Origin of the sequence: Bradyrhizobium sp. STM 3809 (assembly GCF_000239795.1) — a bacterium.
GTDB lineage: Bacteria > Pseudomonadota > Alphaproteobacteria > Rhizobiales > Xanthobacteraceae > Bradyrhizobium.
This window is the reverse complement of sequence record NZ_CAFJ01000284.1, coordinates 1-16,606: the sequence shown is the minus strand read 5'-3', so window position 1 is coordinate 16,606 and position 16,606 is coordinate 1. Positions and strand designations below refer to the sequence as shown.

At 67.5% G+C, this 16,606-nt stretch carries 14 protein-coding genes; 9 read left to right on the top strand and 5 right to left on the bottom strand.

Annotated features, from left to right (window positions below; genetic code table 11):
* From BRAS3809_RS16255 to BRAS3809_RS16240, 4 genes are all read right to left on the bottom strand, one after another.
* The coding region (locus BRAS3809_RS16255) for an ABC transporter substrate-binding protein (RefSeq protein ID WP_085963504.1) at window positions 1-1,097 on the bottom strand (1,097 nt) is incomplete at its 3' end.
* Between the two features lie 41 nt (window positions 1,098-1,138).
* Window positions 1,139-1,723 carry an amino acid synthesis family protein gene (locus tag BRAS3809_RS16250; RefSeq protein ID WP_008963202.1) on the bottom strand — a complete coding sequence of 195 codons (585 nt, stop codon included), beginning with the start codon at window positions 1,721-1,723 and terminating at the stop codon, window positions 1,139-1,141.
* Window positions 1,724-1,765: 42 nt separating this feature from the next.
* Window positions 1,766-2,653: a UPF0280 family protein gene (locus BRAS3809_RS16245; protein ID WP_008963201.1), complete on the bottom strand. Its 888-nt coding sequence runs from the start codon at window positions 2,651-2,653 to the stop codon at window positions 1,766-1,768.
* Entirely contained in the window at window positions 2,650-4,101 is a 1,452-nt protein-coding gene (locus tag BRAS3809_RS16240) for a 6-hydroxynicotinate reductase (RefSeq protein WP_085963503.1), read from the bottom strand. The genes BRAS3809_RS16245 and BRAS3809_RS16240 overlap by 4 nt, the downstream gene beginning before the upstream one ends.
* 282 nt (window positions 4,102-4,383) lie before the next feature.
* Between BRAS3809_RS16240 and BRAS3809_RS16235 the strand changes: the two genes are divergently transcribed.
* From BRAS3809_RS16235 to BRAS3809_RS16195, 9 genes are all read left to right on the top strand, one after another.
* Window positions 4,384-4,866, top strand: coding sequence for a (2Fe-2S)-binding protein (locus tag BRAS3809_RS16235; RefSeq protein WP_008963199.1), 483 nt, complete (start codon window positions 4,384-4,386; stop codon window positions 4,864-4,866).
* The gene (locus BRAS3809_RS16230) at window positions 4,866-8,405 is read left to right on the top strand and encodes a molybdopterin cofactor-binding domain-containing protein (protein ID WP_008963198.1); all 3,540 of its coding nucleotides are present in this window, start codon (window positions 4,866-4,868) and stop codon (window positions 8,403-8,405) included. Before BRAS3809_RS16235 ends, BRAS3809_RS16230 begins: the two co-directional genes overlap by 1 nt.
* A 153-nt stretch (window positions 8,406-8,558) precedes the next feature.
* Window positions 8,559-9,341 carry an IclR family transcriptional regulator gene (locus BRAS3809_RS16225; RefSeq protein WP_008963197.1) on the top strand — a complete coding sequence of 261 codons (783 nt, stop codon included), beginning with the start codon at window positions 8,559-8,561 and terminating at the stop codon, window positions 9,339-9,341.
* Window positions 9,341-10,216: an ABC transporter permease gene (locus BRAS3809_RS16220; RefSeq protein WP_008963196.1), complete on the top strand. Its 876-nt coding sequence runs from the start codon at window positions 9,341-9,343 to the stop codon at window positions 10,214-10,216. The genes BRAS3809_RS16225 and BRAS3809_RS16220 overlap by 1 nt, the downstream gene beginning before the upstream one ends.
* Before the next feature lie 8 nt (window positions 10,217-10,224).
* Window positions 10,225-11,103, top strand: a complete 879-nt coding sequence (locus BRAS3809_RS16215) for an ABC transporter permease (protein ID WP_035656450.1) — start codon at window positions 10,225-10,227, stop codon at window positions 11,101-11,103.
* Between the two features lie 14 nt (window positions 11,104-11,117).
* Window positions 11,118-12,182 (top strand): extracellular solute-binding protein, encoded by a 1,065-nt coding sequence (locus tag BRAS3809_RS16210; RefSeq protein ID WP_008963194.1) that lies wholly within the window; start codon window positions 11,118-11,120, stop codon window positions 12,180-12,182.
* The gene (locus BRAS3809_RS16205; protein WP_008963193.1) at window positions 12,179-13,267 is read left to right on the top strand and encodes an ABC transporter ATP-binding protein; all 1,089 of its coding nucleotides are present in this window, start codon (window positions 12,179-12,181) and stop codon (window positions 13,265-13,267) included. Before BRAS3809_RS16210 ends, BRAS3809_RS16205 begins: the two co-directional genes overlap by 4 nt.
* Window positions 13,268-13,351: 84 nt before the next feature.
* The gene (locus BRAS3809_RS16200; RefSeq protein WP_502685670.1) at window positions 13,352-14,440 is read left to right on the top strand and encodes an S-methyl thiohydantoin desulfurase family protein; all 1,089 of its coding nucleotides are present in this window, start codon (window positions 13,352-13,354) and stop codon (window positions 14,438-14,440) included.
* Window positions 14,441-15,994 (top strand): hydantoinase/oxoprolinase N-terminal domain-containing protein, encoded by a 1,554-nt coding sequence (locus BRAS3809_RS16195; RefSeq protein ID WP_008963191.1) that lies wholly within the window; start codon window positions 14,441-14,443, stop codon window positions 15,992-15,994.
* Between the two features lie 50 nt (window positions 15,995-16,044).
* On the opposite strand, the gene pncA is transcribed toward BRAS3809_RS16195, so the two are convergent.
* Window positions 16,045-16,606, bottom strand: a 562-nt coding sequence (gene pncA, locus BRAS3809_RS16190; RefSeq protein WP_035656448.1) for a bifunctional nicotinamidase/pyrazinamidase, incomplete at its 5' end; no start/stop codon positions are given.

Here is a 16,606-nt window from a genome sequence, read left to right as displayed (position 1 = left end):
CCGTCCTTCAGCGCGGTCTTGCCGACGTAAGCCCCGAGGGTCGACTGGTGATCGATCTTGCGGAAGGTGATCTCACCGAATGGCGACGGCACGGAGAGGCCTTCGGCGGCGGCGATCAGCTTGTCGGTATCGGTCGAGCCGGCCTTGGCGAGGATGGCGGCGGCCGACTTGATGGTCTGGTAGCCGACGATGGAGCCGAGACGCGGATAATCATTGTACTTGGCCTGATACGCTTTCAGGAACGCGTCATGCTCGGGCGTCTTGATCGAGTACCAGGGATAGCCGGTGACGATCCAGCCCTCCGGCGTCTCCTCCTTGAGCGGATCGAGATATTCCGGCTCGCCGGTCAGGAAGCTGACGACCTTGCGATCCTTGAACAGGCCGCGGGTGTTACCCTCGCGAACCAGCTTGACGAGGTCGGCGCCGAAGGTGACGTTGAGGATCGCCTCGGGGTTGGCGGCGGCGACGGCCTGCACCACCGGGCCCGCATCGATCTTGCCCTGCGGCGGCCACTGTTCGTCGACCCACTGGATGTCGGGGCGCTTCTCCGACAACAGCTTCTTGAACACGGCGACAGCCGACTGGCCGTATTCGTAGTTCGGCGCGATCGTGGCCCAGCGCTTGGCCGGCAGCTTGGCGGCCTCCTCTACCAGCATCGCGGCCTGCATGTAGTTCGACGGGCGCAGGCGGAAGGTGTATTTGTTGCCCTTCGACCAGGTGATGGCGTCGGTCAGCGGCTCGGCCGCCAGGAAGAATACTTTCTTCTGATTGGCGAAGTCGCTGACGGCCAGGCCGATGTTCGACAGGAACGTGCCGGCGAGCATGGCGACGTTCTCGCTCGACACCAGCTCATTGGCGGCGGTCTGCGCATCGGCCGGCTTGCCGCTATCGTCCTTGGAGACGACGACGAGCTTCTTGCCGTTGATGCCGCCGGCCGCATTGACCTCCTCGACTGCGAGCTGCCAGCCCTTGCGGTAGGGCTCGGTGAACGCCGGCAGCAGCGAGTAGCTGTTGATCTCGCCGATCTTGATGACGTCCTCGGCGCGCGCCGTGCCCATCAGTCCGGCCACGGCAAGGCCCAGGCCTGCCGCAAGCATCGTTCTCCGTTGCATTCCCTTAGCCTCCAATGTGATTTGAACTATCGTAGACCGTCGTCGCCCTTGATCTCGGCGACCGTGAGCCCGCCGACCCTCGGCAAGGGACGCCCGCTGTCGGTGACGGCGAGCGCGACCATGATCTCGCCCGCGCGCGGCGCATCGTTGATCTGCACCTCCATGCCGTCGAAATGGCTGCGTACGAAGGCGGCGTCCTTATGCCCGAGCGGAATGTCGAGCGTACAGCCGACGCCGCCGCGCTTCTTCGACGACGGGATCAATGCCGCGCCCTTGCCGAGCACCTTGCGCACCGGTGCGCCCATCTTCGGATGCAGGATCGCTGCGGCATGCTCAAGCTCGCCGTCGCTGCCGACGGCCGCGGCCTTGCCGTAGCTGTGCGCCGCCGGCCCATCGATACCGAGCGCGGCGACCGCGCGCTTGGCCAGCATGTCGCCGAGCTCCTCGCCGATCGCGATCAGCGGCGCGAGGTCCTCGACATAGCGTCCGGCGAACGGATTCTCGATGACGGCGATCGCCGCGGCGCGCCGCGTCGGCGGCGAGACGGCCTTGCCCATCTCCTGATGAACTTCCTCGACCACGGTCACGATCTTGCGGATGACGGCGCTCATCGTCGGCAGTTCCTCATGTTCCAGCCCATCATGCATCAAACCTCACGCGGCGGCCGGCCGCAACAGCGGCGGACGGACGATCTCGATCGGGCGCGCGCCGAGCACGCGCAGGGACCCAGCGAGCTGCAGCACGGCGCCTTCGATCAGGCCAGCCGCCAGCAGGCCCTGCGCCGTTTGCTCACCTGCGGCGAGTGCGGCTGCAATGTCGGCATCGCTCAATTCGCCGACCTCGCGCGTGACCAGCCGATGCCCGAGATCGCTGTCGGGCTGCAGCTCACAGGCGGGGCGGCGGACCACGGCCGGATGACCGGGCAGATCGACCGCGTTGCCGATCACGGTCGCGGCCGCATCGGCCTGCGCGGCGCTGCGCGCGAGCACGGTCACGGCATCAGCGATGCCGAGCGAGAAGCTGCGGCCATGACGGCCGGAGGTGGCGACGCCGCCGATGCCGTCGCTTGCGCGCAGCGTCATCCGGCGCATCACGCCGGCGCGATCCGGCCGGTCCATCAGTCCGACGCTGAACGTCGCGGCGTCGCGCAGATGGAGCGCGATATCGCCGCCATTGTTGACATAGACGCGCGTCAACCGTGCCGTACGCGTCATCGCGGCGAGAATCTCCTCGGCCACGGCGCCGGCCACCGCCGCCATCGGCGTGATGAACATCTGTGCCGCGAACGGCGCCACGGCCGCATGCATCCGTTGGGCAACGACTTCGGTCAGCAAGCAGCGATCGGGGTCTGCCGCCTTGCGCAGCTCCGCCAGCTCGGCGCAGAGCGCATCGAGCAGCCCCGTGAAGCGCTCCGCAGCAGCACGATAGGCCGCGCGAATATCGGCCTCCGCGCCGTCGGCGCCGATGATCAGGTCGATCGGCCCGTCCTGCAGATGCAGCCGCCGGTCCGGCAACAGCGCGATCTGGGGCTGGCGGCTCATGCGCCCTGCCCCGGCCACGGCAGCTGGCGGATATCCTTGCTGACATCCTTGAGCGAGGCGAGCGGCTGAACATAGTCCATGTGGCCGCCCAGCGCCTCATAGTCGGAAAGCTTCATGGTGAACTCGATCGGCGCCACCAGTGCCGGCGTCGGCACATAACCGAAGGCACCGGCCGGCATCTGCGTCACGTCGACCATGTAGGTGATACCGCCGCCCGGCCAGACATAAACCGGCGCGCCGCCCGAGGTGACGCGGGTCAGCGCGTCCTTGACCGAGCGCGTCAGCCGCACCGGATTGTCGGTGACGCCGGCGCGCAGCGAGCCGCCGGCGCCCGCCATGAACAGCACGGTGCACAGCGCCGGCTCGCAATTCTCCTGGATGCGCTCGACCGAGAACTGCAGCTCCGGCGGCATGTCGCGCTGGACCGGCTTCAGGGCATCATCGAGCACGTAGTAACCGGCATGCTCGCCGGTCGTCGAGACCATCAGCAACGTCGTTCCCGGTTTCGCCGTCTTCGGGTCGAATGGCCCGAGGATCGCGAGCGGATCGGAGATGTCGGTGCCGCCCCAGCCGGTGCCGGGCTGTGCGACCTGGAAGTAGCGGCCGGGCGTCGAGCGGCGGCCCTTCATCTTGATTCCCGTGGCGGGGATGTCGAGCAGCTTGCCGGCCTGGTGCTCCGACAGCACACCGGTGATGTGGTCGTCGACCACGACGACCTCGTCGACCTTGCCCTGCCACTGCTTGGCGAACATGCCGATCGTCGCCGAGCCGCAGCCGACGCGCATGCGCTCTTCCTTCACGCCATTGACGATCGGAGGCTGCCCCGCCTGCACGATCACGCTGGCGCCGCCGTCTATGGTGAGCTCGACCGCCTTGCGGTTGCTGAGGTCCATCAGCGCGTCGCAGGTGACGCGCCCTTCCTTCTTCGAGCCGCCGGTGAGATGATGCACGCCACCGAGCGACAGCATCTGCGAGCCGTATTCGCTGGTGGTGACGTGGCCGACCGCCTCGCCATCGACGCGCACGGTCGCCGCCTCCGGCCCGAGATAGCGGTCGGTGTCGATCTTCACCTTGACGCCGCAATAGCTGAAGATGCCCTCGGTCACGACCGTGACCATGTCGACGCCCTCGACCTGCGACGACACGATGAACGGGGCCGGCTTGTAGTCGGGATAGGTGGTGCCCGCGCCGATCGCGGTGACGAACAGCTCCGGCTGATGCACGATCTTGCCGTCCCAGTCGCCGCTGGCCTGGAACGGCACCAGCTTGCCGCCATGCGACACCGTCCGCTCCAGCAGGATGTGCGGATCGACACGCACCAGCACACCGTCCTGATTGGCGTAGCGATCGCAGGCGCCGGCTGCGCCCGGCTTGATGTAGCACATCACCGGGCAGGCATCGCAGCGGATCTTGTCCCCCGCACCGTCGCTCGCCGTCTCAGTCACCATGCAGAGAAGCCCATCTTGAAGCGGAGGCACCGGCGGCGCGCCGGCGCGGACCGAATTCGTTCGTATACGAATGATGTCGCGCCCGTCCGCCGACTGTCAAGCGCCGCTGCGACCGAAAAGCGCCTTTGCCGGATAATCGATCAGTTTGCCCTGCACAATGACGACAAATCGTGCATACGCTGCAGCGCGAAACGCGGTACTTGCATGTTAGTACACAAACGATACGTTCGGGACGACCGTCGCATCCCCCGTTAACGATATCACACCAGGCACTGGAAAGGCATGACGCCAGCATCGATTCGGCTGACCGTGAACGGACGGACGCATGACGTCGCGGCGGCGCCGGACACGCCGCTGCTCCACGTGCTGCGCAACGACCTCGCCCTGAACGGCCCGAAATACGGTTGCGGCCTCGGCGAATGCGGCGCCTGCACCGTGCTGATCGACGGCCGCGCCGCCCGCGCCTGCGTCGTTCCGATCGAAGGTTGCGTCGGCCGCGCCGTCGTCACGCTCGAAGGACTCGGGTCGCGCGAGACGCCGGATCCGGTGCAGCAGGCCTTCATCACCGAGCAGGCCGCGCAATGCGGCTATTGCCTCAACGGCATGATCATGACGACCAAGGCGCTGCTGGCGATCAAGCCGGATCCGTCGCTCGACGAGATCAAGCAGGCGCTGCGCTACAATCTCTGCCGCTGCGGCGCCCATGTCGAGATCCTGCGGGCCGTGATGCGCGCGGCCGGACACACGCTCGAGGCGCTCGACTGATGACCGAGAGCGTCACGACGGCGGCTGATCATCTGCACGGCGTGCTGACCGTCGAGCGCAGCATGGCCGACGGTTCCTCGGACACGTTCATCAGAATCACTGCGTCCGGCGAGGTCGCCGCCTTCAACGGTCATGTCGATCTCGGCACTGGCATCCGCACCGCCCTGGGACAGATCGTCGCGGAAGAGCTCGACGTCTCCTTTGCCCGCGTCGTGGTGGTGCTCGGCGACACCGCCGTGGTTCCCAACCAGGGCGCAACCATCGCCAGCGAGACCATCCAGATCACCGCCGTGCCGCTGCGCAAGGCCGCGGCGCAAGCCCGCGCGTTCCTGCTCGCGCGCGCGGCGGCGCAGCTCGGTCTCTCCGAGAACGATCTGACGATCGAGGACGGGCTGGCCCGGGGTCCCGACAATCGCGTACTCAGCTATGGCGAGCTGATCGGCGACGACACGGTCCGCCTCGAGCTTGCCGAAGACATTGCCGTCAAGTCGGCGGACAACTATCAGCTCGTCGGCCGCTCGGTGCCGCGCGTCGACCTGCCGGCAAAGGCGACGGGCGAGCTGACCTACGTGCACGACGTGCGCGTTCCCGGCATGCTGCATGGCCGCGTCATCCGGCCGCCCTATGTCGGCGTCGATGCCGGGCCGTTCATCGGCACCAGCCTGATCGGGGTCGACAGCGACTCGGTGCGCGACGTGCCCGGCCTGATCGAGGTCGTCGTGATCGGCGACTTCATCGGCGTCGTCGCAGAGCGCGAGGAGCAGGCCATCCTCGCCGCCGAGCGGCTCCAGGTGAACTGGAAGCCGGTGCCGACCTTGCGCGATCTCGACGATATCGAGAATGCGCTGCGCGCCAATCCGTCCGAGGCGCGCCGGCTGCTGGACAAGGGCGATGTCGATGCGGCCATCGAAGGGGCCGCCAAGCCGATGCGGCGGACCTATGTCTGGCCTTATCAGATGCACGGCTCGATCGGGCCGTCCTGCGCGGTCGCCGATGTTTGCGACGGCCACATCCGCATCTATTCCGGCACGCAGAACCCGCACATCTTACGCGCCGATCTCGCCAGGCTGATCGACTGCCCCGAGCACAAAATCGAACTGATCCGGCTCGAGGCGGCCGGCTGCTACGGCCGCAACTGCGCCGACGACGTCACCGCCGATGCGCTCTTGCTGTCCCGCGCGGTCGGCCGTCCGGTGCGCGTGCAGCTGACGCGCGAACAGGAGCATGTATGGGAACCCAAGGGCACCGCGCAGCTGATGGACGTCAATGGCGGCCTCAATGCCGACGGCTCCGTCGCGGCCTATGAGTTCGCCACGCGCTATCCCTCGAACGGCGCGCCGACGCTGGCGCTGCTGCTGACCGGCCGCATCGCGCCGGAGCCAGCCGTGTTCGAGATGGGCGACCGCACCGCGATTCCGCCTTACGACTACGACCACATGCGCGTGACGGCGCATGACATGCCGCCGATCGTCCGCGCCTCCTGGATCCGCGGCGTGTCAGCGCTGCCAAACACCTTCGCGCACGAATCCTACATCGACGAGCTCGCTGCCGAGGCGGAAGTCGATCCCATCGAATACCGGCTGCGCTATCTCAAGGACGAGCGCGCGCGCGATCTCGTCAATGCGGTGGCCGAGCGCGCCGGCTGGACGCCGCGCCCGGTGCGGCAGGAGAAGACGCCGGAGAATGGCGTCGTGCATGGCCGAGGCTTTGCCTACGCACTGTATGTGCACAGCAAGTTTCCCGGCTATGGCGCGGCGTGGTCGGCTTGGATCGCCGATGTCGCCGTCAACACCACGACCGGCGACGTCAGCGTCACCCGCGTGATCGCGGGCCAGGACTCCGGACTGATGATCAATCCGGACGGCGTCCGCCACCAGATCGAAGGCAATGTCATCCAGTCGACCAGCCGGGCGCTGATGGAGGAGGTCCCGTTCGCCCGCGGCAAAGTCGCGGCGCGCGAATGGGGCGCCTACCCGATCATTGCTTTCCCTGACGTGCCAGAGATCGACGTGCTGATGCTGCCGCGTCCGGATCAGCCGCCGCTCGGCGTCGGTGAATCCGCCTCCGTACCGAGCGCAGCCGCGATCGCCAACGCGATCTACGACGCCACCGGCGTGCGCTTCCGCGAGCCGCCGTTCACACCGGAGCGCATCCTGCAGGGGCTGCGCGGCAACCAGGTCGAGCCCGCCAAGCCGCAGCGCCTTCCCGCACCGGACAAGCCCGCGGCGACGTGGCTCAAGCCCTTCGCCAAACGCGGCGGCCTCGTCGCGAGCGCCGTCGCGGCCTGCGCCGCCGCCATCGGCGTCGCAACCGCCGTGCTGCCGTGGCGCGCCATCGCGCCGATTACACGCCCCGATCCTTCCGTCTATTCAGCGGCGACGATTGCACGCGGCGAGGCGCTCGCAGCGCTCGGCAATTGCGCCGTGTGTCATACAGCGGACGGCGGCCTGATCAATGCCGGCGGCCGCGCGCTGGACACGCCGTTCGGCACGCTCTTCAGCACCAACATCACGCCCGACGTCGAAACCGGCATCGGCGCGTGGTCCTATCCCGCCTTCGAGCGCGCGATGCGCGAGGGCGTGCATCGCGACGGCCGCCAGCTCTACCCCGCCTTCCCCTACACGCATTTCGCGCGCAGCAGCGACGCCGACCTGCAGGCGCTGTACGCCTACCTGATGGCGCAGGCGCCGGTTCGGCAGCAGGCGCCCGACAACGCCCTGCGCTTCCCGTTCAACCTTCGGCCGCTGGTCGCCGGGTGGAATGCACTGTTCCACAGCACGCAGCCGTTCAAACCCGATCCGACCAAGTCGGAGCAATGGAATCGCGGCTTCTATCTCGTCGAAAGCCTCGGTCATTGCAGCGCCTGTCACTCGCCGCGAAATGCATTTGGCGCCGAGCAACGCGATGCCTACCTCGCCGGCGGATTTGCCGACGGCTGGGAGGCGCCCGCGTTGACCTCATTGTCGGCCGCGCCGATTCCGTGGAGCGAGGACGAACTCTATACGTATCTACGAACTGGCCAGTCGCGCTTCCACGGCGTGGCCGCCGGACCGATGGCGCCGATCGTCAAGGATCTCGCGACGCTCGCAGATGCGGATATTCGCGCGATGGCGACTTATCTCGCATCCTTCCAGGCGCCCTCGCCCGAACCGGCGAAGCTCGAGGCCCTGGCCTCCGACCTCGAAGCGCGCACCAGGGTCACGTCCGCGTCCTCTCCGGCCGCGCGGCTCTATCTCGGCGCCTGCGCCGTCTGCCACGAGGTCGGCGGACTGCCGCTGTTCGGCGCCCGGCCGTCGCTTGCGCTGAACAGCAACCTGCACAGCGCGACTCCCGACAATCTCATCCAGGTGATCCTGCACGGCATCATGAAGCCGGCCTCGTCCGACCTCGGCTACATGCCGGCCTTCAAGGATCATCTGAGCGACGCGCAGCTCGGTGAGCTCGTCAGCTATCTCCGCGGCCAGTTTGCGCCCGACAAACCGGCCTGGACCGGTGTCGAGGACGCAGTCGGCCGCATCCGATCGACGACGTCACGCTGAGCGCAACGATGCCCCCCTTACCTTTGGCACCAAGACCACCACCCTGACGCGCAAGCGGGCATCCTTCTGCCCCCAATTTCGCCTTGCGGCAGACGCCCTGTCGCTTCTAGAATTCGGGACTACGTTCCGCAGAATGGAACAAACGGTATCATCATGAGCGCCCTGACCAACGCCATCGACATCCTGCGCTGCTTTTCGACCTCGCGCCCCGACCTCTCCTTCGCCGACGTGCAGGTCCTGACCGGCAAGCCGAAGAGCTCGACCTCCCGCCTGCTCCGCTCGCTGCGCGACTGCGGCCTGCTCGAGCAGGACCCGCACAGCCGCCGCTACCGGCCCGGCCTGCTCACCTTCGAGCTCGGGCGCCTGCATCGCGCCCACGACGACCTGATCGCCACCGCCGAGCGCGAGCTGCGCGACGTCTGCGCGCGCACCGGCCACACCGGCTACATCGCCGTGCTCGACGGCTATCAGCAGGTCGTTCTGCGCATCGTGCCCGGCTCCAATCCGCTGCGCGTCGTCAATCCGCCGGGCCAGCGCACGCCCGCGATCATCACCTCCAATGGCCGCGCCATGCTGGCGCGCCTGTCCGACCAGGAGATCCGCGCACGGGTGCCGCTCGACTACCCGAAGGTCCCGGCCAACTCGCCGCAGAACTTCCCCGAGCTGATGGCGCGCCTGAACGAGATCCGCCGCACCGGCATCTCCGACGCGGCCGACGAAGCCATCGAAGGCGTGGGATCACAGGGCTTTGCGCTGGCGAGCGGCGAGAGCGGCGAGCTGATCGGCATCGCCGTCTCTTACTCCGTGCAGGCCACCACCGAGATCGAGCGCGCCAATGTCCGCCGCGAGCTCGGCGCGATGGCCGCGAAGCTGCGGCGCATGACCGGCGATCCGCTCGGCCAGACCATCGAGCAGCTGGCGGGCTTGGCCTCCTGATGGCAGCCGGCAGCGCGCCGCGCATCAACAGCCTCGCGCTGTTGATCCTGCCCAGCGCGCTGCTGTTCGCGCTGTTCTTCATCCTGCCGATCGGGCTGATGGCGGTGATGAGCGTGCTGACGGGAAATCCCGTGGTCATGCCGAACGTCGCGTTCACGACCAAGCACTACGCCCGCATGGGCAACGACAGCTACTATCTCGAGGTGATCTGGACCACGATCCGCATCGGCCTCTGGACCACGCTGGCGGCGCTTCTGATCGGCTATCCGCTGGCGCATTGGATGGCCCGCATCAAGAGCCGTACCGGTCACGCGCTGCTCTTGATGGCCGTGCTGGCGCCGATGTTGACCGGCATCGTGGTGCGCACCTTTGCCTGGATGACGCTGCTGTCGGACAAGGGCGTCATCAACCAGATCCTGACGTCGCTCGGACTGATCACCAGACCGCCGCAGCTGATGTACAACGAGACCGGCATCATCATCGGCCTCGTCCACATCTACGTGCCGTTCATGGTGCTAACCCTGACCGGCGTGATCGGCCGCATCGACGAACGGCTCGAGCAGGCCGCGGAAAATCTCGGCGCCAGCCCGTGGCGCGCCTTCATCGAAGTGACGCTGCCGCTGAGCCTGCCCGGCATCCTCGCCGGCTCGCTCCTGGTGTTCGCGCTGGCCATCAGCGCCTATGTCACGCCGATCCTGCTCGGCGGGTTCCAGATCATGACGCTGCCGATCCTGATCTATCAGCAGATCTCGGCGAACTTCAACGTCGGCTTCGCCGCGGCCCTCGGCATGGTGCTGCTCGTCATTTCGCTCTCGCTGGTCATCGCCTACAATCACGTGCTTGGCCTCGTGTCGGGGCAGCGCGAGCTGCGATGAGGATCGGGATGACGAGCCTTGCAAAGGGACCGCAGCTTCCACTGGCTGCCCCGATCGGGATCGCGGCGGCACCGGCGCCGGGTCGCAAGGCCGCCCCGGTCCGGTGGGGCCGCAGGTTCTACATCGCAGCGAACGTCGCCGTGCTCGTCTTCCTGCTGGCGCCGATTGCGATCGTGATCGTCTTTGCGCTCAACCCGACGCCGTTCATCCAGTTTCCGCCGGTCGGCGTCTCCCTGCGCTGGTTCGAGAAGTTCTTCGCCTCGCGCGACTTCATGCATGCGCTGTTGTTCAGCCTCGAGGTCGCGGCAATGACGACAGTCGCATCCACCGTGCTCGGCGCGTCGGCGGCGCTCGCCATCGCCCGCGGCAACCTGCCGGGCTCGCGGCTGATCGTGGCGACCATGCTGTCGCCCCTGATGCTGCCGGCGATCCTCACCGGCCTGGCGCTGTTCCAGTCCTACGTCCTGCTCGACGTCGGCCGGCCGTTGTGGGGGCTGGTGGCGGGTCACACGCTGGTGACGATCCCCTATGTCGTCCGTACCACGCTTGCCGTGCTGCACAACTTCGATGTCAGGCTGGAGGAAGCTGCCCAGAATCTCGGCGCGAGCCCGGCGCGGACGTTCTTTGAAGTCACCCTGCCCCTGGTGAAGCCGGGCGTGATGGCGGGCGCGATCTTCGCCTTCATCGTCTCGTTCGACCAGTTTCCGGTGTCGCTGTTCCTGGTCGCTCCGGGCAGCGAGACCCTGCCGATCACGCTGTTCAACTATCTCAAGTTCGATCTCGACGGCACCATCGGCGCCGCCTCCGTCATTTCGATCCTCCTCGCCTTCATCGTCGTCATCGCGCTCGACCGCACCGTTGGCCTGCGGTCCTACGTGAAATTGTAAGGGAGCTCCCGGACATGACCGCATCATCGCGTCGCTTCCCCCTCAGCCGTCGCCGCCTGTTGACCGCGGCTGCCTCGCTCGGCGCCGGCGTCATCGCGGCGCCCTATGTCGCGCGCGCCGAGGAGCCGGTGCTGAACGTCACCGGCTGGGGTGGCAAATGGGGCGAGGTGATGAAGGCCGAGATCGGCCCGGCCTTCGAGAGCGAGTTCAAGTGCAAGCTCAAGACCGACACTGCGCTGCCCTTCCTGCCGAAGCTGCAGGCGAGCTCGCGCTCCGCGCCGATCTACGACGTGCTGCACACCAACTCCAACGAGCAGTGGGCCGCCGTCGAGATGGGCCTCGTCGAGCCGAAGGTCGACCCGAAGCTGGTGCCGAATATCGCCGACGTCTACCCCTACGCGGTCAGCGACAAGATCGTCGGCGTCAGCATCTTCACCAGCGCCATCGGCCTGGGCATGCGCACCGACAAGGGCTATGGCAGCGTCACGTCGTGGAAGGACTATTGGGACGCGAAGTTCAACGGCGCCCGCGGCGGCTATGTCATCCCCGCGAACAGCCTGGGACAGGCGTTCGTGATGATGTGCGGCACGCTCTTCGGCAAGGGCCAGACCGATCTCGATGCCGCCTATGCGGCGTTGGAGAAGCTGAAGCCGATCAAGCTGGTCGATTTCACCGGCGCGATGGAGAAGCTGATCCTGTCGGGCGAGGCCGGCATCGGCATCCTCCACGATTCCGGCATCTATCGGTATGACGGGCAGAACCAGCCGATCGACTTCGTCACGCCGAGCGAGGGCGTGCTGTCGCTCGAGCAGGTGCTGAGCATCACGCCAGGCAGCAAGGTGAAGGAGCTTGGCAACGCCTACATCAACTACATGCTGCGCCCGGATGTTCAAAAGCGCCTCGCGGAAGCCGTGTGGTACTCGCCGGCCAACAAGAAAGTGAAGCTCGACGCCAAATATGACGCGAAGCTTCTGACCACGCCGGAGAAGGTCGGCAAGCTGATCCAGGTCGACTGGAAGTGGTACAACGCGCAGAAGGACGAGATCGACAGCCGGGTCAACCGGATCTTCCGTGCATGAGCGCTGCGATCGAGATCGCCGGGGTCAGCAAGATCTATGACGGCGGCGTGCGCGCCGTCGATGCGGTGGCGATGGACATCAGGCCCGGCGAATTCTTTTCGCTGCTCGGCCCGTCCGGCTGCGGCAAGACCACGACATTGCGCATGATCGCGGGCTTCGACAGCCCGAGCGCCGGCGAGATCCGCCTCGACGGCGCCGACATCACCCATGTGCCCGCGCACAAGCGCGACATGGCGATGGTGTTCCAGAACTACGCGCTGTTTCCGCACCGGACCGTCGCCGAGAACGTCGCCTTCGGCCTGCGCATGCGCAAGATCGACAAGGCCACGATCGCGGCCAAGGTGAAGGCGGCGCTGGCGATGGTCGAGCTGTCCGGCATGGAGGATCGCAAGCCGGCGCAGCTCTCCGGCGGCCAGCAGCAGCGCGTCGCGCTGGCGCGCGCCATCGTGATCTCGCCGCGCGTCCTGCTGTGCGACGAGCCGCTCGGCGCGCTCGACAAGAAGCTGCGCCAGCAGATGCAGTTCGAGCTCAAGCAGTTGCAGAAGAACCTCGGCTTGACGCTGGTGTTCGTCACCCACGACCAGGAAGAGGCGCTCGCGATGTCGGACCGCATCGCGGTCATGAATGCCGGCCGCGTCGAGCAGATCGGCACGCCGGTGGAAATCTACGACCAGCCGCGCACGCGCTTCGTCGCGGACTTCATCGGCGACACCAACATCTTCCGCGGCCAGCGGGTGGCGTTGGATCATGGCTCCGGCATTGCCGTCGGCCACGGTCTCGTGCTGGCGCTGCCGCGCATGGTCGCGACCGCCGATAGCGAGGCGATTTCGGTTGCCCTGCGGCCCGAAAAGATCACGGTGTCGGCGGGCGCAACGTCCGATGCCCGGAGCATCGGGATGTCGGCGAGCGGCAAGGTCGAGAGCACCAACTTTCTGGGCGGCGCCGTGCTCTATCGCATCGTGCTCGACGGCGGTCAGCGCCTGCTGGCGCAGCAGCCGAATTCCGGGGCCGGACCGCTCCATGCACCCGGCCAGGCGGTCACGCTGGGCTGGCGTCCGGCCGATCTCGTCATACTCGAGGATTGATGTTTTGAAGCTTGTTGTTTCCTTCTTGCAGCGACCTTGCGCGCAACTCACCGGTGGCGGAGAGCGACGGTGAGCACGGCCGACATGACGACGATCAGCCTTGACGACATCGAGGCGCTCGCGGTCGGCGCCTGGATCCTCGGCACCGGTGGCGGCGGCAGCCCCTATCTCGGCCTGCTCAACCTGCGGCGGCTGTATGCCGAGGGACATCGCGTGCAGATGATGTCGCCGCTCGACCTTGCCGACGACGACTGGGTGGCTGTCGTCTCGAACATGGGCGCGCCGCTGGTGGGCCAGGAGCGCCTTGCCGATAGCCGCAGCATCGCGCGCGCGGTGCGGATGCAGGAGGAGATCAACGGCATCACCTTCCGCGCGGTCATGTCGGTCGAGATCGGCGGCGGCAATGGCATGCAGGCGCTGATGGCGGCGGCGCATCTGAACATTCCCGTCGTCGATGCCGACTGCATGGGCCGCGCCTTTCCGGAGGCGCAGATGACGTCGGTCGCGATCGGCGACCTCAAGCCATATCCCTGCACGCTGTATGATCCGCGCGGCATCGAGGCCGTCGTCACCAAGGTCCCCTCGTGGAAGTGGATGGAGCGCGCGAGCCGCAAGATCTGCGTCGAGATGGGCTCGATCGCCTCGACCAGTAAGGCGCCGCGGACCGGGCGCGAGGTCAAGGACTGGGGCATCCATTTCACCACCACCAAGGCGATTGCGATCGGCCGTGCGGTTGAGGCCGCCAACAGGAGCCATCAGGACCCGATCGCCGCGATCCTCGCCTGCGAGGGCGGCCAGCGGCTGTTCACCGGCAAGATCGTCGACGTCGAACGCCGCACCACCGAGGGCTTCCTCCGCGGCAGCGCCGTCATCGAGGGCAGCGACGAGGACCGCGGCACGCAGCTCAAGCTGTCGTTCCAGAACGAGTGGATCGTGGCCTGGCGAGGCGACGCGGCGATCGCGATGTCGCCGGACCTGATCTGCGTGCTCGACAGCGTCAACGGCCATGGCATCGGCACCGAGACCGTGCGCTATGGCCAGCGCGTGACGGTGATCGCCCTGCCCGCCCCCGCCGTGCTGACCAGCCCGCGCGGCCTGGAGTTCGTGGGCCCCCGCGCCTTCGGGTACGACCTCGATTTCCGGTCGCTGTTTGCGACCTCCGGAGCAGAGTGAATGAAGCGGATTGGCATTGACGTCGGCGGCACCAACACCGACGCGGTCCTGATTGCCGACGACAAGGTCGTCCACTCGGTCAAGGCCGCCACCACCGCCGACGTCACCTCCGGCATCCTCGCCGCGCTGAAGGCGCTGCGCGACAATCCCGCGGCGGCTGTGCCGGTCGATGCGGTCGTCATCGGCACCACGCATTTCATCAATGCGGTGGTGCAGCGGCGGCATCTGCAAAGGATCGGCGCCGTCAGGATCGGCATGCCCGCCTCCGCCTCGCTGCCGCCGTTCTGCGACTGGCCGGCGGATCTGGCCGACCTCGTCAGCGGCGAGACGTTCATGCTGGAGGGCGGCCATGACTATGACGGTCGTCCCTTCATGCCGCTCGACACCGACGGGCTGAAGGCCGCCGCGCGCGCGATCAAGGCCAGGGGCCTGCGCGCGGTGGCGGTCGCCTCGTCGTTCTCGCCGCTCGATCCGAGCTGCGAGATCACCGCGCGGGAGATCTTCGCCGAGATCTGCCCTGACGTCGCCGTCACGCTGTCGCACGACCTCGGCCGCATCGGCCTGCTCGAGCGCGAGAACGCCGCGCTGCTGAACGCGGCGCTCCACGACCTCGCCGTCACCACCGTCGCCGCCTTCCGCAAGGCCATTGCCGACTCCGGTCTCGATGCGCCGCTGTTCCTGACGCAGAACGACGGCACCGTGATGCAGGCGGAGATCGCGACCGCGTTTCCGGTCATGAGCTTCGCCTCCGGCGCCACCAATTCGATGCGCGGCGCCGCGTATCTCTCCGGGCTCGACGACGCCATGGTCGTCGACGTCGGCGGCACCACCTCCGACATCGGCCAGCTTCGGCACGGCTTTCCGCGCGAGGCCAATGCCGTGGTCGAGGTCGGCGGTGTGCGGACGCTGTTCCGCATGCCCGACCTGCTGTCGATCGGCCTCGGCGGCGGCAGCCACGTCGCGCGCGAGCCGGTGCGCGTTGGGCCGGTCAGCGTCGGATATCGGCTGACATCCGAGGCGCTGGTGTTCGGCGGCGACCAGCTCACCGCGACCGACATCGCGGTCGCGGCCGGGCTGATCGATATCGGCGACCGCGCGCGCGTCGCGCAGCTGCCGAAAGCCCTGATCGAGGCCGCGCTCGTCGACGCCCATCGCCAGCTCGAGGGCGACATCGACCGCATGAAGACCGAGGCCGGCGACGTGCCGCTGCTCGCGGTCGGCGGCGGCGCCTTCCTGGTGCCGGAGCGGCTCGCCGGCATCTCCGAGATCGTCCGCGTCCCGCATGGCGACTGCGCCAATGCGGTCGGCGCGGCCATCGCCCAGGTCTCCGGCGAGGCCGACCAGGTGTTCCGCGACATGACCCGCGACGAGGCCATCGCGGCCGCCCGCGGCATCGCTGAGGAGCGCGCGGTGCAGGCCGGCGCCGAGCGCGGCACGCTCAAGACGGTCGACGTCGAGGACATGCCGATCGCCTATCTCCCCGGCAACGCGCTGCGCGTCCGCGTCCGTGTCGCCGGCGCCATTGCCGAGCCGGACATCGGCGCGGCGGCGTAGTCGCAACGAGACGTCGTTCGCAATCGCGGACGACGGCTCCCCATCTCACCTCACGCGAGCTCCGCGATGCGCTCGACGCCGGCCTCCGCGCCTTGCGCCTTCGCCGCGGCCATCGAGCCGCCGAGATCGATGCCGCGGCAGGCATTGTCGATCACGACAGCCGAAAAGCCGAGCCGGCGCGCATCCACGGCCGAATAGTGCACGCAGAAATCGGTCGCGAGCCCGACCAGGAACACCCGCTTCAGGCCGCGCTCGCGCAGGTAACCCGCAAGGCCCGTCGGCGTCGTCTTGTCGTTCTCGAAGAACGCCGAGTAGGAATCGATCGCCGGGCGAAACCCCTTGCGGATGATCAGCTGCGCCTTGCCGGTTGCGAGATCGGGATGCAGCGCCGCGCCGGGGGTGCCCTGGATGCAATGGTCCGGCCACAGCGTCTGCGGCCCGTAGGGCATCGTGACGCTCTCGAACGGCGCCTTGCCGGGATGGCTGGAGGCGAACGAGCTGTGGCCCGCCGGATGCCAGTCCTGGATCAGCACGACATGATCGAACAAGCCGCTCAGCCGGTTGATGACCGGCACGACGGCGTCGCCCTCGGCGACCGCCAGCGCGCCGCCG

What these genes read in the sequence shown, in the direction of transcription:
- BRAS3809_RS16250 (WP_008963202.1), bottom strand. Translation starts at nt 1,723, where the DNA reads ATGAGCGCCGTCATCCGCAAGATCGTGACCGTGGTCGAGGAAGTTCAT.
- BRAS3809_RS16245 (WP_008963201.1), bottom strand. Translation starts at nt 2,653, where the DNA reads ATGAGCCGCCAGCCCCAGATCGCGCTGTTGCCGGACCGGCGGCTGCAT.
- BRAS3809_RS16240 (WP_085963503.1), bottom strand. Translation starts at nt 4,101, where the DNA reads ATGGTGACTGAGACGGCGAGCGACGGTGCGGGGGACAAGATCCGCTGC.
- BRAS3809_RS16235 (WP_008963199.1), top strand. Translation starts at nt 4,384, where the DNA reads ATGACGCCAGCATCGATTCGGCTGACCGTGAACGGACGGACGCATGAC.
- BRAS3809_RS16230 (WP_008963198.1), top strand. Translation starts at nt 4,866, where the DNA reads ATGACCGAGAGCGTCACGACGGCGGCTGATCATCTGCACGGCGTGCTG.
- BRAS3809_RS16225 (WP_008963197.1), top strand. Translation starts at nt 8,559, where the DNA reads ATGAGCGCCCTGACCAACGCCATCGACATCCTGCGCTGCTTTTCGACC.
- BRAS3809_RS16220 (WP_008963196.1), top strand. Translation starts at nt 9,341, where the DNA reads ATGGCAGCCGGCAGCGCGCCGCGCATCAACAGCCTCGCGCTGTTGATC.
- BRAS3809_RS16215 (WP_035656450.1), top strand. Translation starts at nt 10,225, where the DNA reads ATGACGAGCCTTGCAAAGGGACCGCAGCTTCCACTGGCTGCCCCGATC.
- BRAS3809_RS16210 (WP_008963194.1), top strand. Translation starts at nt 11,118, where the DNA reads ATGACCGCATCATCGCGTCGCTTCCCCCTCAGCCGTCGCCGCCTGTTG.
- BRAS3809_RS16205 (WP_008963193.1), top strand. Translation starts at nt 12,179, where the DNA reads ATGAGCGCTGCGATCGAGATCGCCGGGGTCAGCAAGATCTATGACGGC.
- BRAS3809_RS16200 (WP_502685670.1), top strand. Translation starts at nt 13,352, where the DNA reads ATGACGACGATCAGCCTTGACGACATCGAGGCGCTCGCGGTCGGCGCC.
- BRAS3809_RS16195 (WP_008963191.1), top strand. Translation starts at nt 14,441, where the DNA reads ATGAAGCGGATTGGCATTGACGTCGGCGGCACCAACACCGACGCGGTC.